The organism is Streptomyces sp. NPDC058240 (genome assembly GCF_042882135.1).
GTDB lineage: Bacteria > Actinomycetota > Actinomycetes > Streptomycetales > Streptomycetaceae > Streptomyces.
The window spans coordinates 699,811-723,284 of record NZ_JBHVWT010000001.1 but is presented as its reverse complement, the minus strand read 5'-3'; the positions used below and the strand labels follow the sequence as shown (position 1 = coordinate 723,284).

Below are 23,474 nucleotides of genomic sequence, written 5' to 3'. Positions count from 1 at the left end.
CAGTCCGTGGAGCCCTGGTCTCCGGTGTACCGGTAGATCCCGCCTGCTGAGTTGACGTGCCATACGGTGCCGTCGGCTGCCACGCCGATGTCGACGGCCTTGCCGGGGATGCCGACCCAGGGGTTGGCGTCGTGGCCCGTGTACCGGTACATCTGGCCCAGGGAGTTCACGCCCCAGACGTGGGTCCTGGACCCGACCGAAATGCGGGTCAGGCCGCCTGAGACGGGGACCCAGTCCGTGGAGCCCTGGTCTCCGGTGTACCGGTAGATCCCGCCTGCTGAGTTGACGTGCCATACGGTGCCGTCGGCTGCCACGCCGATGTCGACAGCCCTGCCGGGGATGCCCACCCACGGATTGGCGTCGTAGCCCGTGTACCGGTACATCTGGCCCAGGGAGTTCACACCCCAGACATGAGTCCTGGACCCGACCGAGATCGAAGTGAGACCACCGGAGACGTTCTTCCAGTCAGCCATGTTCCTGTCCCCTTACCTCGAACCTTGCGAGGGGAATCTTGCTGCTCGGAGGGGCCACCCAAACGGCCTGATATACCGATTGGCTACAGAGATAAACCAAAAATCGCCGTTTGGTCGCCTTCGCCCCTCTGCCTGCTGGGCGGGTCGCCCACTCGCCTCACCACGAGGAGGCTGAATCCGCCGTAACCCACAAGGGAACAAGAGCGGCGCCCGGACTCCGGTCTGCCGGACGATCCGAACGAAACAACTCAGCCCAGGGTGCGGGCCCGTTCGAGGACTTCGGCCGGAGCCTTGGCCACCGAGCCGGTGTCGAAGGGGGGTTGTGGGTCGTACTCGGTGTAGAGCTGGATCGCCTGGGCGGTCACGTCGTCGGTGAGCAGGGCGGCCAGCCGGACGGCCATGTCGATGCCGGAGGAGACTCCGGCCGAGGTGATCACCCGGTCGTGCCGTACGACCCGTTCGGGGGTGTAGACGGCGCCGTACGACTCCAGGTCGGAGGACGCGTCCCAGTGGGTGGTGGCGGTCAGGCCGTTCAGCAGGCCGGCCGCGCCGAGCACCAGGGAACCGGTGCAGACCGAGGTGGTGAAGCGGGTGCCGGCGTGGATCCGGCGTACCCAGTCGAGGAACGCGGGGTCGTTCACCATGGTCTGGAAGCTGCCCCCGCCCGGGACCAGCAGGACGTCGCAGCGTTCCACGTCGGAGTACCGGGTCGGGACGTGCACCGGCAGGGAACCCAACACGTCCTGCACCAGGCCGGGTTCGGCGGTGACGAACTTGACGGTGGCGCCGGGCACGTACGCGAGGATCTCGTACGGACCGATCGCGTCGAGCGGTTCGAAGCGGTCGAAGAGCGGGATCACGATGTCCATGCTCGGCAGCCTAAGGTCCCGCGGGGGCGGTGGAGTCCGGGGCCTTCACACGCCGAGCCACTCCGCGACCTCGACCACGTCCCCGACGCTCACCGTGCCCTCGCAGACCACGGCGTTCTTCGCGCCGAAGCTGACCCTGTTCCCGTACTCCGGCTCGCGCCGGTAGGTCGACAGGGTGCGGATCGGTTCCGGGCCCGCGCGGTGGCCGGTGGCCTGGTCGACCATGGGGACGGCGCACCGCATCGCCCGTACCGAGTGGGCGAGTTCGACGGAACCGATGGTCATCCGGCGTACCCGGTCCTCGAAGTGGGGTTCGTCGTTGCCGGTCAGGACGATGTTGGGGCGGAAGCGGTTCATGGGGACGGGCTTCGCGTCGCCCCGGGCGGTGATGCGGGCGTTGAGGTCGTCGAGGGAGGCCGTCGAGGCGACCAGCACCGCGTGCGCGTCGGCGAAGTTGACCTTGCCCGGGGTGTCGCCCCAGCCGTCCCGGTCGAAGCCGGGAGCCACGCGTACCAGGCGGGACTTCACGCCGAGCGCGTCGGAGAACCACTCCGCGACCGCGTCCCCCTGGTCGATGGCCGCGCCGAGCGGGCGGTCGAACATGCTGACGTCGAGGCGCGGGCCGTGCGGGTCGACGTCGAGGTGGAGTGGTTCGACGCCGGCGGTCGTCAGGGCCAACGTCGCGCCCGTGTCCAGGACTTCGACGCTGATCGCGGCCATCGCAGGGTGGGTGCGCTGGCTGCGGAAGGCGCCGTCCGCAGCGTCCACCACCATGAACGTACGGTCGTGTTCGAGGCCGGTGCCGAGGACCTGCGCGGAGTCGACCGTGGTCCCGGCGCAGCCCTTGACCGGGTAGTAGGCCAGCTCGCGGACGGTGATCGTCATGGTGTCCCCTCCGGGGCGGCCGCTTCGAGGGCGTCGACGCTGCCGGACATGATGGTGCGGATGTGGCGGGTGAGGTGCTCGGTGGGCCAGTCCCACCAGGCGACGGCGAGGAGCCGGGCGACGGTCTCCTCGTCGTACCGGGTGCGGATCAGCCGGGACGGGTTGCCGCCGACGATGCCGTAGTCGGGTACGTCGGAGGTGACGACGGAGCCGGCGCCGATGATCGCGCCGTGCCCGATCCGTACGCCCGGCATCACCGTGGAGTTGTAGCCGAACCAGACGTCGTTGCCCACGACCGTGTCGCCCCGGCCCGGCAGCCCGGTCAGCAGGTCGAAGTGGTCGGCCCAGGAGCCGCCCATGGAGGGGAACGGGAAGGTGGACGGGCCGTCCATCCGGTGATTGGCTCCGTTCATGATGAACCGCACCCCGGTCCCGAGCGCGCAGAACTTCCCGATGACGAGCTTCTCCGGACCGTAGTGGTACAGCACGTTGCGGGATTCGAACGCGGTCGCGTCGTCGGGGTCGTCGTAGTACGTGAAGTCCCCGACCTCGATCAGCTCGGACTTCACCAGGGGCTTCAGCAGAACGACCCGGGGCTGGCCCGGCATCGGGTGCAGGACGGTGGGGTCGGCGGGGGCCGGGCTCGTGGCGCTCATGGCGCTCATCATCGCATTCGCCTCGCATGATGTAAGTTCCTTTTGGGAACTCATGAGGATCGAGAGAGGAACATGCCGTGACGCTGGCACGATGGACCGAGGTCGACGACTACTTCAACGGTCTGCTGGTGGGCCCGGACGCGGCCCTGGAAGCGGCCGTGGAGGCCAGTGAGGCGGCGGGACTCCCGGCGATCCAGGTTGCCGCCAACCAGGGCAAGCTGCTGAACCTGCTGGCCAGGCTCCAGGGCGCGCGCACCGTGCTGGAGATCGGCACCCTGGGCGGCTACAGCACCATCTGGCTGGCCCGCGCGCTCCCCGAGGGCGGCAAGGTCGTGACGCTGGAGGCCGATCCGGAGTGCGCCGAGGTGGCGCGTGGGAACATCGAGCGGGCGGGGCTCGCGGATGTCGTCGAGATCCGGGTCGGCCGGGCCCTCGACACGTTGCCGGAGCTCGCGGCGGAGGGGTACGGGCCGTTCGACGTCGTGTTCATCGACGCCGACAAGCCGAGCAACCCCGACTACCTGGCCTGGTCCCTGAAGCTGACCCGGCCCGGCAGTCTGATCGTCGCCGACAACGTCGTACGCGACGGAGAGGTGGTCGACGGCGCCAGCGAGGACCCGAAGGTGCAGGGCGTGCGCCGGTTCACCGAACTCGTCGCGGCCGAGCCGACGTTGACCGCGACCGCGCTGCAGACCGTCGGGAGCAAGGGGTACGACGGGCTGATGATGGCGCTGGTCACCGGCTGACATCCGCCGGTATCGGCCGGGGAGCCTGCGGTGAGTGGTGCCGAGCGGGGCGCCCGCCGGGCGGGGGACGCCCCCCATCCGCGCAACGTGACAGGGAGACCCCACCTGTCACGTTCGGGCAAGAGGCCCCTCATCCCACCTGCCCGGCGCCCTCCTCCGTACCCTCTCGATGTCCCGACCGGGGACGCGGGCAGTCCGAAGCGCGCCCCGAGCGGGCCGGGTGTCGGCGTTTCCGGGTCGGCCGAAATGGTGGAAAGCCTCCAAGGACTGGTGAGCATTACTGTGTCCGGCGAGGTGACCACCCGTGTTCGTACGGTCGCAGACTTGCGGGGTGCGGTGCATGCCCTCGCGGTCGCCGCTTCCTCGTCCGTGACGAACCGAAGGACCCGAGCCCGTGAGCGAACGCGTCATCGCCCCCAAGAACCGCGGTTTCCTCTTCCTCGACTCCCACCCGGCCGGCTGCGAGCGCCTGGTGGAGGACATGTGGCAGGCCGTCCCCGCCCCTTCCCGCGTGCCCGACCGGGCACCCGTGGCGCTGGTCATCGGCTCCTCCGCCGGGTACGGGCTGGCCGCGACGATCGCGGGTCTCGCCCGTGCCGGGATCCGTGGGATCGGGGTCTGCTTCGAGAAGGCCCCCGGACGGCGCACGGGTACGGCCGGTTGGTACCGCACGGCCGCGACCGCCGAACTCGCCCGTCGGCACGGTCACGACATGGTGTTCCTCAACGGAGACGCGTTCTCCGACGAGATGAAGAACCAGGTCGCGCAGGTGCTGGAGGAGCGCTTCGGCGGCCGTCTGGACTACCTGATCTACTCGGTGGCCGCCCCACGCCGTACCGACCCCGACACCGGGACCACCTACGCGTCCGTCCTCAAGCCCATCGGTGAGGCGTACAGCACCAAGACCCTCGTCTTCGACGACGGGGGCACCGGCGAGGTGCGGGAGGTCGGGACGCAGCCGGCCGACGGCGACGACATCGAGCAGACCGTCGCCGTCATGGGCGGAACCGACTGGGAACGGTGGATCGACCACCTCGCCGGCCGCGGACTGCTCGCCGAGGGATTCACCACCGCCGCCCTCTCCTACATCGGCTCCGCCCTGACGGCCGCGATCTACCGGCAGGGCACCATCGGCGCGGCCAAGTCCCACCTCGAACAGACCGCCCGCACCCTCGATGAACGGCTCGGCAAGCTGGTCGAGGGGCGCGCGGTCACCTCGGTCAACGCGGCTGCCGTCACCCAGTCCTCGACCGCGATCCCCGGCATCGCCCTGTACGTCGGGCTGCTGCGCGGCGTCCTCGGCGATGCCATGGTCCCGCCGATCGGGCAGCTCACCGACCTGTGGGACCAGCTCACCGGTGTCCGCCCGCTCGACCTCGACGACGAAGGGCGGGTGCGCCTGGACACCTGGGAACTCGCCCCCACCGTCCAGACGGCCGTCACCGAGCGGTGGCAGGCCGCCACCACCGAGAACATCACCGAACTCGCCGACCTCGACTGGTTCCACACCGAAGTGCAGCGCCTGTACGGATTCGCCGTGCCCGGCATCGACTATGCCGCGCCGGTCGAGACCGACATCCCCTGGCCGGGCGCCGCCACCCCCTGAGGCGGTCCGGTCCGGGCTCCGGGGAAATTCCTTCGACGCGGGCAGCGGATCCGATCATGATCGGGTGTATGACTTCACGCCTGATCGACCCGGTTCGTATCGGTACGGAGCAGCTCCCGGGCGGGCGGTCGCTACGGGGTGCCGGTGCTGTTCTCGCCGGGGGCGGCCACCAGCAGGCACCTCGGGTTCGGCGGTGAGGTGCTGGACGCGCTCGGCGTGCGGCTGATCTCCGTCGACCGCCCCGGCCTGGGCGCCTCCTCGCCCCGGCCCGGCCGCACCTTCGACGACTTCGTCGACGATGTCCGCGCGTTCGCCGGTCTGCGCGGCCTGGGACGGCCCCTGATGGTCGGCAACTCGCAAGGGGCGCCGTTCGCGCTGGCGTGCGCAGCAGCCGGAGCGGTCCGGGCGCTCGCGGTGGTCTCCGGCGGGGACGAGATCGCCGAGCCGCGCTTCGCCGAATCGCTGCCGGGCGAACTGCGGCGCCTCGTCGACCTCGCCGTCCTTGACCCGGCCGCCGCCGAGCAGGTCTTCGCCGGGTTCAGCTCGCAGGCGATGTGGGACATGGTCATGTCCGGCAGCCCGGAGTGCGATCTCGCCGTCTATCAACAGCCCGCGTTCGCGGCCGCCTACCGGCGCGCGCTCGACGAAGCCTTCGCGCAGGGAGCGGCCGGCTATGCCCGGGACACCGTCCTGGCCATGGGGCGCTGGGGGATCGGGCTGGCGGACATCGCCGTACCCGTCGACCTCTGGTACGGGGAGAAGGACACCGGTCACTCGCCCGACCAGGGGGCCGGACTGACCATGCGCATCCCAGGCGCGGTCCGGCACCTGGTGCCGGAGGCCGGTGGGGCGGTGCTCTGGACGCATGCCGGGCAGGTGCTGAGCACGCTGCTGGGGCGCGCCGCAGCCGCCTGACTCCTCGAATACGCAGAAGAACCCCCGCCTGCACGTCCAGGCGGGGGTTCTCCCTTCATCCGCCTGCCCGGTGAAGGTTGAGAAGACGATCACGAGGCAGGACGTCCGGGCGCCTTCCGGTCAGGGGGCGAGCAGCAGGACGTCGGCGCGCTCCTTGGCGGCCGCGTAACGCTTCGCCACGTCCTGCCAGTTGACGACGGCCCACATCGCCTCGATGAAGTCGACCTTCTGGTTCTTGTACTGGAGGTAGAAGGCGTGCTCCCAGGCGTCGAAGACCAGGACCGGGACGGAGCCCTGGCCGACATTGCCCTGGTGGTCGTAGACCTGCTCGACGATCAGCTTGCCGCTGACCGGCTCGTACGCCAGGACCCCCCAGCCGGAGCCCTGCGTGGTGGCCGCGGCCTTCGTCAGCTGGGACTTGAAACCGGCGAAGGAGCCGAACGACTCGGTGATCGCGTCCGCCAGGTCACCGACACCGTCCGCCGCGAGCGGCTCGCCGCCGCCGTCGCCGGTCATGTTGTGCCAGTAGATCGAGTGCAGGATGTGGCCGGAGAGGTGGAACGCGAGGCTCTTCTGGAGCCCGTTGATCGCTCCCCAGGCCTCCTTGTCGCGCGCCTCCGCCAGCTGCTCCAGGGTGTCGTTCGCGCCCTTCACATAGGCGGCGTGGTGCTTGTCGTGGTGGAGCTCGATGATCTGTGGATTGATGACCGGTTCGAGCGCCGCGTAGTCGTACGGGAGTTCCGGAAGCGTGTACGTGGCCATGTGGTCGAACCCTCCAGCTGCTGTCCTGTTGTTATTGCAACCTCTATGCAAGAGCAGGCTAACAGCAGGAGGGGTCGATGGTGATCAGCCCTTCGACGTAGGACCGGGCGCGCCCTCACGCACGGGCGCGCGTACGGGCCTCCGCGAGCCGGTTCAGATGGTCCTCGTACGCCTTCGCGTAGTACGCGGCCCGCGCCGGGTCCGGTTCGACGATCGAGGTCGGGGCCGTCCACGCGGACGTGTCCAGCTCCGCGCCGAAGCGCCGGGCCGCCGCGAGCACCGCGCCGCGCGCACCCACCTCGCCCTCCACGATCCGGACCGGCCGGCCCAGCACATCGGCGAACAGCCGCATCCAGGCGGGGGAGCGGGTGCCGCCGCCGCACAGGGCGAGGGTCCCGGTGAGGCCCGCGGCCTCCAGGCAGTGCCGGGCGGCGAAGCCGATGCCTTCGCAGACGGCGCGGATCAGATCCGCCGGGGTGGTCTCCAGGGACACCCCGGTCAGCTCGGCGCGCAGCCTCGGCTCGACGAACGGGGCGCGTTCGCCGGACGGGGCGAAGTAGGGGAGCACCCGGACACCGTTCGCGCCGGGCGGGGTGGCGGCGAGCAGCGCGTCGACCTCGGTGTGGCGTACGCCGGTGGTGGTCAGGACCCAGTCCAGGGCCGCGGTGCCGACCATCGCGGGCATGGCGCGCAGCCAGTGGCCGGGGCGGTCGGTGGAGATGTGCAGCCCCGCCGGTTCGCCGTCCAGGTCGAGCCGTTCCGTGGCCACCAGCGCGGCCAGACAGGTGCCGACGATCAGCAGCCCGTCGCCGGGGCGGGTGACGCCCGCGCCGAGCGCGCAGGCCGGCAGGTCGTACGGTCCGTTGGAAATCCGTAACCCGGAGGGGAGTTCGGCGGTGGCGACCGGGTCGCTCACCGGGGCGAGGAGCGGGGACCGGTGGGCGAGGCCGAGCGCGGCCACGACATCGGAGGCGTACGCACGGGTCATCGGGTCCAGGAACGGCATCGACGCGTCGGAGACATCCGTGGCCCGGACCCCCGTCAGCCGCTGGAACACCATGTCCTTGCAGTACAGGGCGGTCGTCGCGGCGTCGAGCGAGGCGGGTTCGTGCCGGTCGAGCCAGGCCAGCACCGGGCCCGGACAGCCCGGGAACATCGCGCTTCCGGTGCGCCGGTAGACGGTCTCGAAGACACCGGACGCCAGCCAGGCGTCGACCAGTTCATGGGCCCGGCCGTCCATCCAGGAGATCGCCTTGCGGACCGGCCGGCCCGCCGCGTCGACCAGCCAGACGCCGTCGCCCTGTCCGGTGAGGCCGGCGAACGCCACCCCGTCGGAGCCGAGCGCGGCCAGCACCTCGCGGACCGCCCCGTACACCTCGTCCATGTCCTGCTCCACGGAGCCGTCGTGGATCGCCAGCCCCACCGGGCGGGACTCGACGGCCAGCGTGTGCCCGAGCGGGTCGAAGGCCGCGGCCTTCACCACGGACGTGCCGACATCGATGCCGATGTAGCGAGGCTCGGTTCCGGTCATGGTCACAGCTCCCCTCACAGCGCGTGGGCGAGCGGCTCGCCCCGTACGTAGCGCGCCACCTCGGCCGCCGCGATCCGGGCCGCCTTCTGCGCGACGGCCCGGCTGGCCCCCGCCACGTGCGGGGTCATCAGCAGATGCGGGGTACGGAAGAGCCGCGAACCGGGCGGGGGCGGCTCCTGCTCGTACGTGTCGAGCGCCGCGGCCCGCAACTGCCCCGAGTCCAGGGCGTCGCACAGCGCGTCCGTGTCCAGCAGCCCGCCCCGGGCCGCGTTCACCAGCACCGCACCGCGCGGCAGCAGCGCCAGCTCGCGGGCGCCGATGAGATGCCGGGACTCCGGGGTGAGCCTGGCGTGCAGGGTGAGGACGCGCGAGCGGGCCAGCAGCGCCTCCAGCGAACCGGCCCGCATCCCGTGGACGTCGCCGCGCACATACGGGTCGTACACCTCGACCTCGGCGCCGAACGCGGAGAGCACCCGGGCCACCCGGCTGCCCACCGCGCCGTAGCCGATCAGGCCGACCGGGGTGTCCTCCAGCTCCAGGCCGCAGTTCTCGTACGTGTAGTGGGAGGCGTCCCAGCGGCCGTCGACGGCGAGGGAATGGTGCGCGTCGGGGATGCGGCGCAGCGCGGAGAGGATCAGCCCGACGGTGAACTCGGCGGTCGCCGCCGCATTGCGCCCCGGCGCGAAGCACACCCGCACGCCCCGGGCCCGTGCCGCGGCCGCGTTCACATTGACCGGGCCGCCCCGGCAGACCACGATCAGCCGCAGATCGGGCGCGGCGGCCAGTACCCGCTCCGTGAACGGGCCCATCTGCGTCACGCACACCTCGACCCCGTCCAGGGCGGCGATCAGCGCGTCCTCGGCGTCGCTCGCCTCGTCGACCTCGGCGACCTTGCCGAAGGGTTCCAGGGGCCAGGGCAGGGTGAGTTCACCGAGCTGCGGCTCCGTGCCGAGCGGGTCGAGCACGTGGTGCAGGGCCTCGGCGAGCAGGGAGTTGCGGACGAAGTGGTCACCGGCGAGCAGAATCCTCGTCGCGGGGCGGACCGTCTCGGGGCGGGTCATCGCAGAGCGTCTCCTGTCTGGGCGTCGAAGACATGGACGTGCCGGGGATCGGCGGTGATGCGTACGGTGTCGTCCCGGTCGAGCCGTACCTCCGGACCGGTCACGACGACCAGCGGCTTCGCCACCCCGTCGAGCGACAGCGTGGCGATGCCGGATTCCAGCAGGGGTTCATGGGCGGCGACCCGGGCCCGTGCACCAGTGTCGTCCAGGCGCAGGTCCTCCGGGCGGATGCCGAGCACCACCGCGCGTCCCGCCGCGATCCGGTGCGGTACGGGGACGCGCACGGAGTCCGAGAGGCGCACCCCGCCCGATCCGTCGGCCGCGCCCGGCAGCAGATTGACCGCCGGCTCCCCGACGAAGTCGGCGACGAACAGATTCGCCGGGGCGTCGTAGATCTCCTCGGGCGTGCCGAGCTGCTGGATCTCGCCGTCCCGCATCACCGCGATCCGGTCGGCGAGCGACAGCGCCTCCTCCTGGTCGTGCGTGACGAGGATGGTGGTGTGGCCGCTGTCGCGCTGGATGCGTTTCAACTCCCGCCGGGTGGTGTCCCGCTGGGCGGCGTCGAGATGGGAGAGCGGTTCGTCCAGAAGGAGGACGTCGGGGACCCGGATCAGCGCGCGGGCCAGCGCGACCCGCTGCTTCTGGCCGCTGGAGAGCCCGGCCGGGCGGGCGCCCAGGAGGTCGGTGATCCCGATGCGTTCGGCCATCCCGGTGACCCGGCGGTGGATCTCGGCCCGGCCGCACCCACCCCGGGCGGCGAGCCCGAAACCGAGGTTCTCCGCGACCGTCAGCGGCGGGTAGAGCGCGTAGTTCTCGAACGCCACCCCGATATTGCGCTGCCGGGCCGGGAGCCGGACCACCGACGAACCGCCGATGAGGATGTCGCCGCCGGTGACCGTCTCCAGGCCGGCGATCATCCGCAGGGTCGTGGACTTGCCGCAGCCGGACGGGCCGAGCAGCCCCAGCAGCTCGCCGGAGCGCAGCTCGACGTCGATGGACCGGACGGCCTCGACGGCGGCCCGGCCCCGTCCGGTGTAGGTCTTGCGCAGTGCGCGCAGGGCCAGTTCAGTCATCCGTCATCGCCGCCTCGCCCTCACCCGTCATCGCCGTCCCCCGCTCCGGAGTCCCGGCCGGTGGAGCAGACCTCGTAGGGCACCTTGTGCTCGTCGAGCTCGCGCAGTGCCTGGGGGGACGCCCCGTCGTCGACCAGCAGCAGATCGAAGCGGGACAGCGGGGCGAGGCGGTGCAGGGCGACCCGGCCCAGCTTCGAGTGGTCGAGCAGCAGCACATTGCGGCTCGCCGAGTCGAGCATCGCGCGCTTCACGGAGATGATGTGCTGCTCCTGGTGGTAGGCGAAGCCGCCGGACGCGGCGGAGGTGGAGGTGAAGCAGATGTCGACCTGGAGCGACTGCACCGCCTCCACGCACGAGACGCCGAGGAACGAGGAGTGCAGCGGGTCGAAGTCCCCGCCGAGGCCCATCAGATGGATGCCGCGCTCCTGCGACAGCAGGTTGATCGCCTCCAGGAAGTTGGTGACGACGGTCAGCGGGGTGATGGAGCGCAGCCTGCGCGCGATCTCCAGCGTGGACGTCGAGTCGTCGAGCATCACCGCCATGCCCGGCTCTATGAGCTTCAGGGCCCGTTCGGCGACGGCGGCCTTCTCGGCCCGCATCGTCTTCAGCCGGTAGGAGACGTTCGACTCGAAGACGCCGGACGGCTGGGCGGTGACGCCGCCGCGGAACTTGCGGACGATGCCCTGCCGTTCCAGCTCGTCCAGATCGCGGTGGATGGTCATCAGGCTGACGTCGAAACGCTCCGCCAGCTCGGCGGCGCTCACCTCGCCCTGCGCGAGGACGTACTCGGCTATGGATGCCTGGCGCGGGGCGGGACCCCGCTGCGGAACGTTGCTCACGTGCTGATCCTTCGTCCTGGACGTGCCGGCCGGTCGGCCTCGAACAGCAGCAGACTCTCAGGCGGTACGGAGAGCCGGACCGGATGGTCGGGACTCAGGCCGGCCGCCTCGGCGCGCGGGACGACGAGGGACAGCTGCTGCCCGCCGATCCGGACGGTGACTTCGGTGGCCCGGCCCAGCAGCTCGGTGACATGGACGGCGCCGGTCAGCTCCAGGGCCGGGCCCCCGCCGGCGGTCTCCGCCGGTCCCCGGAGCCCGATGTCCCGCGGCCGTACGCCCAGTTGGATGGTGGTGCCGGGCGGTGCGGGCACCGTCAGCGGCAGCTCGTAGGCCCCGTCGGGCGACCGGAAGTGCCCCTCGGGCGTCACCGTCCCCGGCAGCAGATTGATCCGCGGCCGGCCGAAGGACCGGGCCACGAAGGTGTCGTACGGGCGGTGCCACAGCTCCTCGCGGGTGCCGGTCTGCACCATGCGGCCGTCCCTGATCACCCCGATCCGGTCACCGAGCGCCAGCGCCTCCACCGAGTCGTGGGTGACGTACAGCGTGGTGGTGCGCCGGACCGCGCCGATCGCCCGCAGCTCCGCGCGCATCGCCTGCCGCAGCTTCGCGTCGAGGTGCGACAGCGGCTCGTCGAGCAGGAACGCCCTGGCCGGCCGCACCAGCACCCGGCCGAGCGCCACCCGCTGCCGCTGGCCGTTGGAGAGCCGTCCCACCTGGCGGTCCAGCAGGGCGCCGATGCCCAGGAGTTCGGCGATCTCCCCGATCCGCTCGCGCGCCTCGTGCGCGGGGAGGCGGTGGCGCGGCGAGCGGAGCGGGGAAGCGAGATTGTCGTACGCGGTGCGGTGCGGGTAGAGCGCGTACGACTCGAAGCACATGGCCACGCCCCGGTCGTAGGGCTCCACGCCCGCCATGTCCGCCCCGTCCAGCTCGACCGTCCCGGCCTGCGGCTGCTCCAGGCCCGCGATCGTCTTGAGCGTGGTCGTCTTCCCGGCGCCGGACGGGCCGAGCAGACAGAAGAACTCGCCCTCCGCCACCTCCAGGTCCAGGCCGTCGAGCGCGGTGTTCTTCCCGTACCGCTTACTGACACCGCGCAGCGCGATGGCTGCCGGGCCGGTCATGACTTCACCGCCCCGAACGACAGTCCGCGCACCAGATACCGCTGGATGGTGAGCGCCAGCAGCAGCGGCGGGATCACCGAGACCAGGGCCGCCGCGGCCGTCAGGTTGTACTTGGGCCGGTCGCCGCCGAGGAAGGACAGCGCGCCGACCGTCACCGTCTGCGCGTCCGACGAGGTGAGGATCAGTGGGAAGACGAAGTTGTTCCACGCGAAGATGAACGCCAGCAGCGAGACGGCCGCGATCCCCGGCTTCACCAGCGGCAGCGCGACCTTGAAGAACGCCTGCTTGCGGGTGTAGCCGTCCAGCAGCGCCGCCTGTTCCAGCTCGGGGGAGAGATCGGAGAAGTACGACCGCATGATCCAGACGATCAGCGGGAGCGTCACCAGTTGCAGCACCCACACCATGCCGACGTAGGTGTCGAAGAGCCCGAGCTGCTGGTAGAGCACGAACAGCGGGATGATCACGGTGAGTTCGGGCGCGAAGCGGAACGAGAGCAGGGTGAACATCAGGTTCTCCGAGCCGCGGAACCGCCACCGCGCGGCGGCGTACGCGGCGGGCAGCCCGATCACCAGCGACAGCGCGACGGCGCCCAGCGACACGACGAGGCTGTTCACGAAGAACCGGAGGAACGGCACGCCCTGGTCGTCCCCGGCGCCCAGCACCGTGCGGTACGAGTCGAGGGTCGGGGTGAACGAGAAGTACGTGCTGAACAGCTCGTTCGTCGGCTTCAGCGACAGGACCACCATCCAGGCGACCGGGAACAGCGCGAAGACGAAGTAGGCGATCAGCGCCAGGTCGGCGACGGCGGAGAGCAGCCTGCGCTTCATCGCGGCACCTCCGCGGCCCGGTTCTGGATCCGGCCCAGATAGCGCACCAGCACCATCGTGACCAGGTAGACCACGGCCCACAGCACGATCATGTAGCTGATCCCGAACGAGTAGCGCTGGAAGCGGATCGCCTCCAGGTAGGCGCGGATCTGGAGCACCATCGTCGAGTCACCGGGGCCGCCCTCGGTCAGCGCGTAGATGATGTCGAAGACCTTCAGCGAGTCCATGAACCGGAAGATCACGGCGACCAGGACGTACGGCCAGAGCATCGGCAGGGTCAGGCGCCGGAAGGTGAACCACCAGCCCGCCCCGTCGACCGCCGCCGCCTCGAACGGCGAGGCGGGCAGCGAGCGCAGACCGGCCAGCGCGAGGATCGCGACGAACGGTGTGTAGACCCACACGTCCACGGCGATCGACGAGAGCAGCGCGCCCGTCGGGGTGTCCGTCCACTGCACCCCGCCGAGGCCGAACGGCTCCAGGAGGTGGTTGATGACGCCGACCGAGGGCTGGAGCATCAGCTTCCACATGATCGCGGCGATCACCGGCGCGATCATCAGCGGCAGGATAAGGACCTTCTCCAGCACCCGCCCGACGAGGCTCGACCGGTGCAGCAGCAGTGCCACGGCCACCCCGAGCACCGTCTCGACGGCCGCCGCGCCGACCGCGTACGCCACCGTCACCCGCGCCGAGTCCCAGAACGCGGGCTGGGTGAAGATCCGCCGGTAGTTCCCGAGGCCCACCAGGTCGGGCTGTGGCTTGCTCGCGGCGAAGTCGAACACCGTGTAGTAGAGGCCGAGGCCGAACGGGTAGAGGATGCCGCCGGTCAGCAGCAGCGCGGGCACGATCAGCAGATACGGCCGCAGCGAGCGACGCCAGGCCGGCACCGCCCGCACCGCACGCTTCCCGGTCCCCGCACCGGAGGCCGCCCCGTGGTCGGCCACCGGCACGGGAGCCGCGCGTCCCGGCACCGGTCAGCCGACCTTCGACGCCAGATCGCCGGCCAGGCCGTTCAGCACCGACGAGGCGTTCTTCCCGCCGTAGATCTCCTGGAGCGCGGCGGCCCAGCTGGTCGTCGCGTCGAAGAACTGCTCCTGCGGGGTGAACTGGATCCGCGTCTCGTCGACGACCGTCTCGAAGGTCTCGATGAAGCCGGGGATGGCCCGCATCTTGTCCTTGTACGCGGCGTCCTGGCCGACCGACTTCCGTACCGGGTCGATGTGGTTGTGCTCGATCGCACCCTTGCGCAGATGCTCCTTGCCGGTCGCCCACTGGAGGAACAGCCAGGCGGCGGACTTGTTGCGGCTCCTGGCGTTCATGCCGAGCGACCAGATCCACATGTTCGTGGCGAGCGAGCCGCCGGGGCCCTTCGGCCCGGGGTGGAAGGCGATCTTCCCGGAGGCGGGGGAGGCCCCCTTCACCGCCTGGAAGTAGGCGGCGGTGTCCGCGTCGAAGAGCATCCCCGCCTTCTTCGCCCCGAGGTCGCTGGAGCACTGGTACCAGGTGTACGAGGTCCAGGACGGCGGCCCGCCCTTCCGGACCATCTCCGCCCAGTCCCGGGTGAACGCGATCGCCTCCGGGGAGTTCATCGCGGGCTTCACCTTTCCGCCCTCGACGGTGAAGTCCTTCAGGCCGTTGCGGGCGTACATCGTCATGAAGCCGGGATGGATCGTCGCCCAGCTGCGCGAGCCGCGCACCGCGACCCCGTACATCCCGTCGAAGCCCGCCCCCGGCGCCCGGCGGGTGATCGCCCCGGCGACCTCGCGCAGCTCGTCGAAGGTCTCGGCGGGCTTCAGGCCGAGCTTCTTGAACACCTCGGTGTTGTACGCGACGACATTGGTCTCCCAGCCCCACGGCAGCGCGTACTGCCCGCCCCGCCCGAGCGGCGCGCCCGCCTTCAGCGACCACTGGTCGGCCGAGAGGAGGTTGGGGAAGAAGTCCTCCTGGTCCCATTCGGCCCCGGTGGCCGAGGAATTGCGCATCCACGGGCCGAGGTCCTCCAGCCACCCCGGCGGTCCGTACTGCCACACCATGTACGCGCCGAGCATGAACACGTCGTAGGAGGCGCGTCCGCTGGAGAGGTCGACGGTGAGCTTGTCGAAGTAGTTGTCCTCCGGGAAGACGTCGTACTCGACCTCGATCCCGGTCTTCTCGGTGAACGCCTTCAGATCGGCGATCAGCGCATCGGTGTACGGATGCTTGTTGAGCAGCGCCTTGACGGTCCTGCCCTTGGCCCGCTTCCAGTCGAAGGAGCCGGTGATGTCGTCGGCCGCGGAGCCGTCGCTCCTGGCCCTGCCGTCGCCGAAGCCCGCGCCGCAGGCGGTCAGCAGCGGGGTGGCGGACGCGGCCGTGGCCGCGCCGATGGCGAGGAACCGTCGCCGGTCGTGCGCGTGCATGTCCATCCGTGACCTCCACGGTCCGGCCGGAGATGGGTGGGGGGCCCGTTCACACGTTGAATCGACTGGTTAACAGAGCTTGGAACAACGGAAGTTGGCCGTCAATCCCTCGCGCAACGGAAATTCTCGGTGCAGAGTGAGAAGTTCACAGAGGGGACCGATATGTGGATGGGCATCGATCTCGGCACGCAGAGCGTCCGGGCGGTGGTGGCAGGAGACCGCGGTGAGATCCTCGGCAGCGGCTCGGCCCCGCTCACGGGCAGACGTGACGGCGTACGGCATGAGCAGCGGCCCCTCGACTGGTGGACGGCCGTGTGCGCGGCGGCCCGTCAGGCGCTGCGCGACTGCCCCGCCCCGCGTGCGCTCGCCGTCTGCGCCACCTCCGGCACCGTGCTGCTCGCCGACCGGGAGGGCCGGCCGCTGACCCCCGGGGTGATGTACGACGACGGGCGGGCCACCGCGGAGGCGGCCAGGGCCAAGGCCCCGCCGAGCTGGGCCCTGCCCAAGGTGATGTGGCTGCTGCGGGAGTACGGGGGAGGGGCGGACGGTGCCGTACGGGTCATGCACCAGGCCGATCTGGTCCTGGCGCGGCTCGCCGGAACGCCGCTGCCCACCGACTCCAGCCACGCCCTGAAGACCGGTTACGACCTGGAACGGGACGACTGGCCGCGGCGGAGATTCGGCAAGCTGGGCCTGCCCGACGGGCTGTTCCCGGACGTGGTGCGGCCGGGCACGAGGATCGGTGAAGTGGGGCGGGCGGCGGCCGAGGAGACCGGGATTCCGGCGGGCACGCCCCTCGTGGCCGGGATGACGGACGGGTGCGCGGCGCAGCTCGCCTCCGGTTCGCTCACCGTCGGCTCCTGGAACTCGGTGCTCGGCACGACGCTGGTCCTCAAGGGGGTCACCTCGTCACCGGTCGAGGACCGGGCCGGAGTCGTCTACAACCACCGCGCGCCGGACGGGAGCTGGCTGCCGGGCGGCGCCTCGGGGGTCGGCGGCGGGGTGCTGACGGCCGCCTTCCCGGCCGTGGACCCGATCCGCATGGACGCGCTGGCCCGCGCTCACGAACCGGCGCGGGTGGTGGCGTATCCGCTGGTGGCGACGGGGGAGCGGTTCCCCTTCGTGGCGCCGGAGGCCACCGGGTTCCTGCTCGGCGAGCCCGCCTCCGACGCCGAGCACTGGGCGGCCCTGCTGACCGGGGTGGGCCTGGTCGAACGGCTCTGCCTCGACTACCTCGACCTGCTCGGCGCCCAGCAGTACGGCCGGCTCACGTTCACCGGCGGCGCGGCCCGCAGCGGCTACTGGAGCCGGCTGCGCGCCGACATCCTGGGCCGGCCCGTGTACATCCCGCAGTACAGCGAGCCCGCCCTCGGCATGGCCGTCCTCGCCGCATATGGGGCGGGGGAGGCGGACACCCTGCAACGGGCCGCGGGCCGGATGGTGCGGTTGCGGCACGTGCTGCGCCCGCACCCGGTGCGCACGGCGTGGTACACCGAGCCGTACCTCACGCTGGTGGACGAACTGGAGCGACGCGGCTGGCTCCCCGGCCCGGTCGCTGCCCACGCCCGCACCCGAACAGAGCAGCTGTGACCACCCGCGACCACCGGAACCCGAACGGAGCAGCCATGAGCGCCCGTACCCGAACGGAGAAGGCATGACCAGGAGCCCGGCCACTCTGCTGCTCGCCCGCCACGGTCAGACCGTCTGGCACGCGGAGAACCGCTACGCCGGGGTCAGCGACATCGCCCTGACCGACGAGGGCCGCCGCCAGGCACGGCAGCTGGGCGAGTGGGCCGCCCGGAACCGGGTCGACGCGATCTGGACGTCCACGGTCAGCCGCGCGATCGAGACCGCGCAGCCCGCGTGCGAGGCGCTCGGCCTCGCGCCCCGGCGCGAACCCGAGCTGCGCGAATGCGACTTCGGCGAGGTGGAGGGGCGCACCCTGGCGGAATTCGCGGCCGAGCACCCGGAGCGGGCCCGGGAGTACCGCGCCGACCCGGTGGCCCACCCCTTTCCCGGGGCCGAGGACCCGCGGGCCGCGGCGGCCCGCGGGACGGCGGCGCTGCGCCGGATCGCGGACGGGCACCCGGGGCAGCGGGTGCTCGTCGTCGCGCACAACACCCTGCTGCGGCTGGTGCTGTGCGAACTGCTGTCGATTCCGCTGGGCGCCTACCGCCGGGTCTTCCCGCAGCTGCGGAACACGGCGGTGAGCGAGGTGCGGATCGGGGCGGAGGGCGGTGCACTGCTCTCCCTCAACGTGCCCTGCGCACCGGACGTCCTCGGCGCGCAGGGCGTACCGGACGTACCGGGCGTCAGCCCTTGACGGCCGCCGCCCGCCGCTGCCGTACGAGACCGATGACGCTCAGCACGAGGGTCAGGGCGCCGGACGCCACCAGCTGGTCACGGGTGCCCGGCTGGCGCAGCATCAGGACGAAGATGCCGACCATGGCCAGGAGCGCCAGCACCGTCAGGACCGGGAAGAGCCACATCCGTACGACGAGCTTCTCCGGGGCCTCGCGCTCCAGCCGGTCGCGCAGGATCAGCTGGGAGACGGCGATGAAGATCCAGACGACCAGGATCACCGCGCCGATCATGTTGAGCAGCCACGGGAAGACGTCGTCGGGACGCCAGTAGCTGAGCAGCACGCACAGGAAGCCGAACACGGACGAGACCAGGACCGCGGTGCGCGGAACACCCGAGGAGACCTTGCCGAGCCGCTTGGGGCCCTGGCCCCGGGCGACCAGCGAGCAGGCCATCCGCGAGGCGCCGTAGATGTTGGCGTTCATCGCGGAGAGCAGGGCGACCAGGATGACCACGTTCATGATCTCGGCCGCGCCGCTGATGCCGAGGTGGTCGAGGGCGGCGTAGAACGGACCGACCTTCACGACCTTCGGGTCGTCCCACGGGACGAGCGTGACGACGACCGCCATCGAGCCGACGTAGAAGAGCGCGATCCGCCACATCGCCGTCCGCACGGCCTTGGCGACGCCCCGCACCGGGTCCTCGGACTCCGCTGCGGCGATGGTGACGGTCTCCAGACCGCCGTACGCGAAGACGGAGGCGAGCAGTCCGATCACCAGTCCCTCGGCGCCGTTCGGCATGAAGCCGCCCTCACCGCTGAGGTTGGCGGTGCCGGGGGCGTCCGTACCGGGCAGCACGCCCAGGATCGCGAGCACGCCCAGGACCAGGAAAAGTGTGATCGCCACGACCTTGAGGGTGGCGAACCAGAACTCGAACTCGCCGAACTTCGTCACCGAGGCCAGGTTGGTGCCCAGGAAGACCACCATGAACAGCGCGACCCAGGCCCACTCCGGGGTACCGGGCAGCCAGCCGGTGACGATCTTCGCGGCGCCGATGCCCTCCAGGCCGACGGCGACACAGAGCAGCACCCAGAACGCCCAGCCCGCGGTGAACCCCGCCCACGGCCCGATCGCCCGCTCCGCGTGGACGGAGAAGGAACCGGAGGCCGGGTTCGCGGCCGACATCTCGCCGAGCATCCGCATCACGAGCATCACCAGCAGCCCGGAGACGGCGTACGCGATGATGATCGACGGTCCCGCGGCGGCGATGCCCGCGCCCGAGCCGACGAAGAGTCCGGCGCCGATGACACCGCCGAGGGCGATCATCGACAGGTGGCGCTGCTTGAGCCCGTGGGTGAGAGCCGAATCGGCCCCGGTGTCGGAGACGGCGACCGGGGACCCGGTGGGGGGAGACACGGAATTCCGAGACATGGACAAGCTCTGTTCGGTAGGCGAGACGTGTGGGGACGTGGGGGGACGTGCGCGGACAGTCTGGGCACGCACCCTGCCGACGGGGAACCAGTGTCCGCTATACGGGCACGATGCTCACACAAGGTGCACACCCGGACACAGCGGGACGATGGCCGGGTCGCGGGCGGCTCGGCGCCCGGTCGGCCGCCGGTCGATCCCGGGTGGAATTGGCGGGAACCTACAGTCCCTCCCGGTGGCCGCTTCCGGCTGGAGCCGAGCCACTCCGCCCCCACCTCAGTGACGAGCATCACGCCCCCGTGTGATTGCGTACCGCCCTTTGTGTGAACCCCACCAATGCCTCGGGCATCGCTTTGTGGGCCACTGATGGTGATCGGGCGTTAACCCGTGGGCTAACGTCGGGCTCAGTCTGTCCCCTACTGCCCTCACCCCGCGGAGTCCCGATGAGCACTGCTGCCGCCGCCCCTGCCCGCACCGGAGCGGTCCTCGCCGACCTGCTGCCCGCCGCCAGGCACCGTTACGCCGTCGACACGGCCCTGGTCCTCGGCGGCGCCGCGCTCACCGGCATCGCCGCCCAGATCGCCGTGCCGGTCCCCGGCTCCCCGGTCCCGGTCACCGGCCAGACCTTCGCCGCGCTCCTCGTCGGCACCGCGCTCGGCGCCCGCCGCGGCTTCCTCTCCCTCGCGGTGTACGCGCTGGTGGGCATGGCGGGCATGCCGTGGTTCTCCGAGGGCGCCTCCGGCATGGGCTTCCCCTCGTTCGGCTACGTCCTCGGCATGCTGCTCGCCGCCTCCGTGGTCGGCGGCCTCGCCCGCCGCGGCGGCGACCGCTCCGTGCTGCGCACCGCGGGCACGATGGTGCTGGGCTCCGCGATCATCTACGCGGTCGGCGTCCCGTACCTGGCGCTGGCCACCGGCATGTCGGCGAGCGCCGCGATCGCGGCCGGCCTGGTGCCGTTCCTGCTCGGCGACGCGCTGAAGGCGGCACTGGCCATGGGCGCGCTGCCCGCGGCCTGGAAGCTCATCGGCCGCCGGGGCTGATGCCGTAACTCCCCCCGAAGAGGCTCGCCGGGTCGTGACGCGACACCAGACCGGCGAGCCTCTGCTGTGTCCGCGTGTCGTGGAAGCCCTCGGTCCGGTCCCCGCCGCCGAAGGAGAAGTTCAGCGAACGGCCCAGGGCGACCGGGGCGAGCACCTCGGCCACCTCCGCGTACAGGGCCCGTACCGAGGCCACGTCCGTACCGTCGAGCGGTGAGAGCAGCCGCACCAGGAACCCGGCCTCGCGGTACGGCACCGCGTTGTCGACGGCGGGCCGCGCGGCGAGCGCGCCGCCCAGGTGGTTGATCTGGACCACGGTCATCATCGGGGCCTTCGGCCCGGTCAGCTCCAGCACGCGCCCGGCGCGGTCCTCGTCCAGCCCGCCGAGCACCACGCTGTCGCCGTAGTAGGCATGCGGGAACGGCGGGTCGCTGTGGATGGTGTGGCTGTCGGTGTACGGCATCTCCCGCAGCGAATCCGCGAGCGCGGGCCCGATCGCCCGCAGCGGCGCGACCAGCCGCTCACCCTCGGCCGCACTGCCGGTGTACGCGACCCGTACCGAGACCACGTACCGCCCCCGCAGCGGCTCCGGCAGCTGCGGGACGTCGGGGTACCGGATCGCCGCCAGCGAGGACGTCAGCGTGTCGGGCACGGCCCCGGCCCACTCCAGATAGCGGCCGACCACCTCGGTGGCGCTCGTCCCGGCCGCCTCCCCGTCGAAGGCGACCGAGCCGCCGTACAGCCGCCCGGCCCGGACCAGGCCGATCTCCATGCCGGTCACCACGCCGAGCCGGTGGCCGCCGCCGCGCAGCGCCCAGAAGAGATCGGGCTCGCTGTCCGGGGAGACATGGCGCACCGCCCCGTCGGCCGTCACCACGTCGAGCGCGTACACATGGTCGGCCGCGTAGCCGAACTCCCTGGCCAGCACGCCCAGCCCGCCCCCGAGGGTGTAGGAGACCGCGCCGACCGACGGGGACGAACCGTTCAGCGGGGCGAGCCCGTGCGGTGCGGCGGCCTCGATCACCTGTCCCCAGGTGGCGCCCGCGCCGATCCGCGCGGTGCGGCGGACCGGGTCGATCTCTACGGAGTCCATCCGGCGGGTGCTGATCAGGACCCCGCCCTCGACGGCCCCGGGCAGCCCGTGACCGGTGGCGTGGACGCGGACCGGGAGTCCGCGCGCGGCGGCGCCGGCCACGGCGGTGCGTACGTCGTCGGCGTGGGCGGCCTCGACGACGAGGTCGGGCCGGACCGCGAAACCGGTCTGGAAGCCGGCGGGGGCGGTGGTGGTCATGGAAAGGCTCTCCGATCGCTCGCTCGGTGGCGTTGCGAGGGAGAGCCTTTCCGGTAAACCTGACAAGATCCGTCAGGTATTGGCGGGCGTTTCCACGGCCGTGCGGTTCTTGCGGTTCCTCGCCTCACGGACCAGCGAGATCGCCACCACCAGCGCCGCGACCAGCAGCGAGAGCAGTACCTGCTGACGTCCGTCGTCGTCGGTCAGCATGTAGACCAGGACGAACGAGATCATCGCGATGGTCGCCCAGGTCAGATACGGGAAGAGCCACATCCGTACGACCAGCTTCTCCGGCGACTCGCGCAGGATGATGCCGCGCATCCGCAGCTGGGTGAAGCAGATGACCAGCCAGACGAACAGGGCGACCGCACCGGAGGAGTTCAGCAGGAACTGGAAGACGGTGTCGGGCCACTGGTAGTTGAAGAACACGGCGACGAAGCCGAAGACGACCGAGGACAGGATGGCGGCCTGCGGCACGCCCCGCTTGTTCGTCCGGGCGAACGCCTTCGGCGCGTCCCCGCGCCCGCCGAGCGAGAAGGCCATCCGCGAGGCGGTGTAGAGACCGGAGTTCAGGCAGGACAGCACGGCGGTGAGGACGATGACGTTCATGACCTGGCCGGCGTGCGGGATGCCGATGGAGTTGAGGGCGGCGACATAGCTGCCGTCCTTCACGATCGACTTGTCGTTCCACGGCAGCAGGGTGAGCACGATGAAGATCGAGCCCAGGTAGAAGACTGCGATCCGCCAGATCACGCTGTTGGTGGCCTTCTGGACGGCGCGCTGCGGGTTCTCGGACTCACCGGCGGCGAGGGTGACGATCTCGCTGCCCATGAAGGAGAAGACGACCATCAGCACACCGGTGAGGATCGCGCCCGGCCCCTCGGGGAAGAACCCGCCGGTGTCGGTGAGGTGCGCGAAGCCCGCACCGGGGTTGTCCGAGCCGGGCAGCACCCCGAAGACGGCGAGCAGTCCGACGACCACGAAGGCGCCGATCGCCACGACCTTGATCCCGGCGAACCAGAACTCGAACTCACCGTACGACCCGACCGAGACCAGGTTCGTCGCGGTCAGCACCACCATCACGATCAGCGCCCACGCCCACTGCGGGACGCCCGGCACCCAGCCCTCCAGGATCTTGGCACCCGCCGTGGCCTCGACGGCGAGCACCACGACCCAGAAGAACCAGTACAGCCAGCCGATCGAGAAACCGGCCCAGCGGCCCAGCGCCTGGTCGGCGTAGGCGGAGAAGGAGCCCGAGCTGGGGCGGGCCGCGGCCATCTCGCCGAGCATCCGCATCACGAAGACGACCATCAGGCCGACCAGGGCGTACGACAGCAGGATGGCCGGTCCCGCGGCGGCGATACCGGCGCCGGAGCCCACGAAGAGGCCCGCGCCGATCACCCCTCCGATGGCGATCATCGAGAGATGCCGGTTCTTGAGTCCTGCCTGGAGTCCGTCCGAGGAGCCCGAGGAGCCCGAGGAGCCCGGGGAGTCCGGGGCGTCCGGCCCGTTCGACCGGTCCGGCTCGTGGGGGTGGTGGCCCGGCCCGGCCGTAGTCGTCTGCGACGTCATGGATCGAATCCTTACGTTCTCGGATCACGCGATGCGTGCCCGGCCGCCGCAGTGGGGGCGGCAGCGAGTGATGCATTGAAGCCCGGCGAACC

General features: G+C 71.1%; 22 protein-coding genes. 6 read left to right on the top strand and 16 right to left on the bottom strand.

Going from position 1 to position 23,474, the window contains the following annotated elements; translation table 11 throughout:
• The 4 genes from ACFVX4_RS03260 to ACFVX4_RS03245 form a co-directional block, all read right to left on the bottom strand.
• Positions 1 to 473 (bottom strand): tectonin domain-containing protein (locus ACFVX4_RS03260; RefSeq protein ID WP_389971393.1); only part of this gene is annotated, 473 nt, incomplete at its 3' end.
• A 248-nt stretch (positions 474 to 721) separates the two neighbouring features.
• Complete coding sequence (locus ACFVX4_RS03255) at positions 722 to 1,342, bottom strand: DJ-1/PfpI family protein (protein ID WP_389971391.1); 621 nt, start codon at positions 1,340 to 1,342, stop codon at positions 722 to 724.
• A 45-nt stretch (positions 1,343 to 1,387) separates the two neighbouring features.
• Positions 1,388 to 2,227, bottom strand: coding sequence for an MOSC domain-containing protein (locus tag ACFVX4_RS03250; protein ID WP_389971389.1), 840 nt, complete (start codon positions 2,225 to 2,227; stop codon positions 1,388 to 1,390).
• Positions 2,224 to 2,883 (bottom strand): CatB-related O-acetyltransferase, encoded by a 660-nt coding sequence (locus ACFVX4_RS03245; protein ID WP_389971387.1) that lies wholly within the window; start codon positions 2,881 to 2,883, stop codon positions 2,224 to 2,226. The genes ACFVX4_RS03250 and ACFVX4_RS03245 overlap by 4 nt, the downstream gene beginning before the upstream one ends.
• A 77-nt stretch (positions 2,884 to 2,960) precedes the next feature.
• On the opposite strand from ACFVX4_RS03245, the gene ACFVX4_RS03240 reads away from it, so the two are divergent.
• From ACFVX4_RS03240 to ACFVX4_RS03230, 3 genes are all read left to right on the top strand, one after another.
• Positions 2,961 to 3,629 (top strand): O-methyltransferase, encoded by a 669-nt coding sequence (locus ACFVX4_RS03240; protein WP_389971385.1) that lies wholly within the window; start codon positions 2,961 to 2,963, stop codon positions 3,627 to 3,629.
• Between the two features lie 394 nt (positions 3,630 to 4,023).
• A complete protein-coding gene (fabV, locus tag ACFVX4_RS03235; protein WP_389971383.1) occupies positions 4,024 to 5,235 on the top strand; it encodes an enoyl-[acyl-carrier-protein] reductase FabV in 1,212 nt (403 codons plus the stop codon).
• Between the two features lie 144 nt (positions 5,236 to 5,379).
• Positions 5,380 to 6,150: an alpha/beta fold hydrolase gene (locus tag ACFVX4_RS03230; protein WP_389971381.1), complete on the top strand. Its 771-nt coding sequence runs from the start codon at positions 5,380 to 5,382 to the stop codon at positions 6,148 to 6,150.
• Positions 6,151 to 6,270: 120 nt separating this feature from the next.
• Here ACFVX4_RS03230 and ACFVX4_RS03225 read toward each other — a convergent pair whose 3' ends face one another.
• From ACFVX4_RS03225 to ACFVX4_RS03185, 9 genes are all read right to left on the bottom strand, one after another.
• Complete coding sequence (locus tag ACFVX4_RS03225; RefSeq protein WP_356479639.1) at positions 6,271 to 6,912, bottom strand: superoxide dismutase; 642 nt, start codon at positions 6,910 to 6,912, stop codon at positions 6,271 to 6,273.
• Positions 6,913 to 7,027: 115 nt separating this feature from the next.
• A complete protein-coding gene (locus ACFVX4_RS03220; RefSeq protein ID WP_389971378.1) occupies positions 7,028 to 8,443 on the bottom strand; it encodes an FGGY family carbohydrate kinase in 1,416 nt (471 codons plus the stop codon).
• A gap of 14 nt (positions 8,444 to 8,457) precedes the next feature.
• Positions 8,458 to 9,504, bottom strand: coding sequence for an NAD(P)-dependent oxidoreductase (locus tag ACFVX4_RS03215; RefSeq protein ID WP_389971376.1), 1,047 nt, complete (start codon positions 9,502 to 9,504; stop codon positions 8,458 to 8,460).
• A complete protein-coding gene (locus ACFVX4_RS03210; RefSeq protein WP_389971374.1) occupies positions 9,501 to 10,577 on the bottom strand; it encodes an ABC transporter ATP-binding protein in 1,077 nt (358 codons plus the stop codon). Before ACFVX4_RS03210 ends, ACFVX4_RS03215 begins: the two co-directional genes overlap by 4 nt.
• A gap of 20 nt (positions 10,578 to 10,597) precedes the next feature.
• Positions 10,598 to 11,416, bottom strand: coding sequence for a DeoR/GlpR family DNA-binding transcription regulator (locus ACFVX4_RS03205; protein WP_266419210.1), 819 nt, complete (start codon positions 11,414 to 11,416; stop codon positions 10,598 to 10,600).
• Positions 11,413 to 12,534 carry an ABC transporter ATP-binding protein gene (locus ACFVX4_RS03200; protein ID WP_389971371.1) on the bottom strand — a complete coding sequence of 374 codons (1,122 nt, stop codon included), beginning with the start codon at positions 12,532 to 12,534 and terminating at the stop codon, positions 11,413 to 11,415. The genes ACFVX4_RS03205 and ACFVX4_RS03200 overlap by 4 nt, the downstream gene beginning before the upstream one ends.
• Positions 12,531 to 13,361, bottom strand: coding sequence for a carbohydrate ABC transporter permease (locus ACFVX4_RS03195; RefSeq protein ID WP_389971369.1), 831 nt, complete (start codon positions 13,359 to 13,361; stop codon positions 12,531 to 12,533). Before ACFVX4_RS03195 ends, ACFVX4_RS03200 begins: the two co-directional genes overlap by 4 nt.
• On the bottom strand, positions 13,358 to 14,329 hold the full coding sequence (locus ACFVX4_RS03190) for a carbohydrate ABC transporter permease (RefSeq protein WP_389971367.1): 972 nt from the start codon (positions 14,327 to 14,329) through the stop codon (positions 13,358 to 13,360). Before ACFVX4_RS03190 ends, ACFVX4_RS03195 begins: the two co-directional genes overlap by 4 nt.
• Before the next feature lie 3 nt (positions 14,330 to 14,332).
• The gene (locus ACFVX4_RS03185) at positions 14,333 to 15,760 is read right to left on the bottom strand and encodes an ABC transporter substrate-binding protein (RefSeq protein ID WP_389971365.1); all 1,428 of its coding nucleotides are present in this window, start codon (positions 15,758 to 15,760) and stop codon (positions 14,333 to 14,335) included.
• A gap of 156 nt (positions 15,761 to 15,916) precedes the next feature.
• Here ACFVX4_RS03185 and ACFVX4_RS03180 point away from each other — a divergent pair, with 156 nt between their 5' ends.
• Together ACFVX4_RS03180 and ACFVX4_RS03175 are read left to right on the top strand one after the other, a co-directional pair.
• A complete protein-coding gene (locus tag ACFVX4_RS03180; RefSeq protein WP_389972091.1) occupies positions 15,917 to 17,344 on the top strand; it encodes an FGGY-family carbohydrate kinase in 1,428 nt (475 codons plus the stop codon).
• A gap of 64 nt (positions 17,345 to 17,408) precedes the next feature.
• A complete protein-coding gene (locus tag ACFVX4_RS03175; protein ID WP_389971363.1) occupies positions 17,409 to 18,077 on the top strand; it encodes a histidine phosphatase family protein in 669 nt (222 codons plus the stop codon).
• Here ACFVX4_RS03175 and ACFVX4_RS03170 read toward each other — a convergent pair.
• Positions 18,067 to 19,485 (bottom strand): amino acid permease, encoded by a 1,419-nt coding sequence (locus tag ACFVX4_RS03170; protein ID WP_389971361.1) that lies wholly within the window; start codon positions 19,483 to 19,485, stop codon positions 18,067 to 18,069. The genes ACFVX4_RS03175 and ACFVX4_RS03170 overlap by 11 nt on opposite strands.
• Positions 19,486 to 19,925: 440 nt before the next feature.
• Here ACFVX4_RS03170 and ACFVX4_RS03165 point away from each other — a divergent pair, with 440 nt between their 5' ends.
• The gene (locus ACFVX4_RS03165; RefSeq protein ID WP_389971359.1) at positions 19,926 to 20,522 is read left to right on the top strand and encodes a biotin transporter BioY; all 597 of its coding nucleotides are present in this window, start codon (positions 19,926 to 19,928) and stop codon (positions 20,520 to 20,522) included.
• Here the strand turns inward: ACFVX4_RS03165 and ACFVX4_RS03160 are convergent.
• Positions 20,503 to 21,810, bottom strand: coding sequence for an FAD-binding oxidoreductase (locus tag ACFVX4_RS03160; RefSeq protein ID WP_389971357.1), 1,308 nt, complete (start codon positions 21,808 to 21,810; stop codon positions 20,503 to 20,505). The genes ACFVX4_RS03165 and ACFVX4_RS03160 overlap by 20 nt on opposite strands.
• Positions 21,811 to 21,882: 72 nt before the next feature.
• Complete coding sequence (locus tag ACFVX4_RS03155) at positions 21,883 to 23,382, bottom strand: amino acid permease (protein WP_389971355.1); 1,500 nt, start codon at positions 23,380 to 23,382, stop codon at positions 21,883 to 21,885.
• Positions 23,383 to 23,474: the final 92 nt, after the last annotated feature.

What these genes read in the sequence shown, in the direction of transcription:
- ACFVX4_RS03255 (WP_389971391.1), bottom strand. Translation starts at nt 1,342, where the DNA reads ATGGACATCGTGATCCCGCTCTTCGACCGCTTCGAACCGCTCGACGCG.
- ACFVX4_RS03250 (WP_389971389.1), bottom strand. Translation starts at nt 2,227, where the DNA reads ATGACGATCACCGTCCGCGAGCTGGCCTACTACCCGGTCAAGGGCTGC.
- ACFVX4_RS03245 (WP_389971387.1), bottom strand. Translation starts at nt 2,883, where the DNA reads ATGAGCGCCACGAGCCCGGCCCCCGCCGACCCCACCGTCCTGCACCCG.
- ACFVX4_RS03225 (WP_356479639.1), bottom strand. Translation starts at nt 6,912, where the DNA reads ATGGCCACGTACACGCTTCCGGAACTCCCGTACGACTACGCGGCGCTC.
- ACFVX4_RS03220 (WP_389971378.1), bottom strand. Translation starts at nt 8,443, where the DNA reads ATGACCGGAACCGAGCCTCGCTACATCGGCATCGATGTCGGCACGTCC.
- ACFVX4_RS03215 (WP_389971376.1), bottom strand. Translation starts at nt 9,504, where the DNA reads ATGACCCGCCCCGAGACGGTCCGCCCCGCGACGAGGATTCTGCTCGCC.
- ACFVX4_RS03210 (WP_389971374.1), bottom strand. Translation starts at nt 10,577, where the DNA reads ATGACTGAACTGGCCCTGCGCGCACTGCGCAAGACCTACACCGGACGG.
- ACFVX4_RS03200 (WP_389971371.1), bottom strand. Translation starts at nt 12,534, where the DNA reads ATGACCGGCCCGGCAGCCATCGCGCTGCGCGGTGTCAGTAAGCGGTAC.
- ACFVX4_RS03195 (WP_389971369.1), bottom strand. Translation starts at nt 13,361, where the DNA reads ATGAAGCGCAGGCTGCTCTCCGCCGTCGCCGACCTGGCGCTGATCGCC.
- ACFVX4_RS03185 (WP_389971365.1), bottom strand. Translation starts at nt 15,760, where the DNA reads ATGGACATGCACGCGCACGACCGGCGACGGTTCCTCGCCATCGGCGCG.
- ACFVX4_RS03180 (WP_389972091.1), top strand. Translation starts at nt 15,917, where the DNA reads ATGTGGATGGGCATCGATCTCGGCACGCAGAGCGTCCGGGCGGTGGTG.
- ACFVX4_RS03175 (WP_389971363.1), top strand. Translation starts at nt 17,409, where the DNA reads ATGACCAGGAGCCCGGCCACTCTGCTGCTCGCCCGCCACGGTCAGACC.
- ACFVX4_RS03170 (WP_389971361.1), bottom strand. Translation starts at nt 19,485, where the DNA reads ATGTCTCGGAATTCCGTGTCTCCCCCCACCGGGTCCCCGGTCGCCGTC.
- ACFVX4_RS03165 (WP_389971359.1), top strand. Translation starts at nt 19,926, where the DNA reads ATGAGCACTGCTGCCGCCGCCCCTGCCCGCACCGGAGCGGTCCTCGCC.
- ACFVX4_RS03160 (WP_389971357.1), bottom strand. Translation starts at nt 21,810, where the DNA reads ATGACCACCACCGCCCCCGCCGGCTTCCAGACCGGTTTCGCGGTCCGG.
- ACFVX4_RS03155 (WP_389971355.1), bottom strand. Translation starts at nt 23,382, where the DNA reads ATGACGTCGCAGACGACTACGGCCGGGCCGGGCCACCACCCCCACGAG.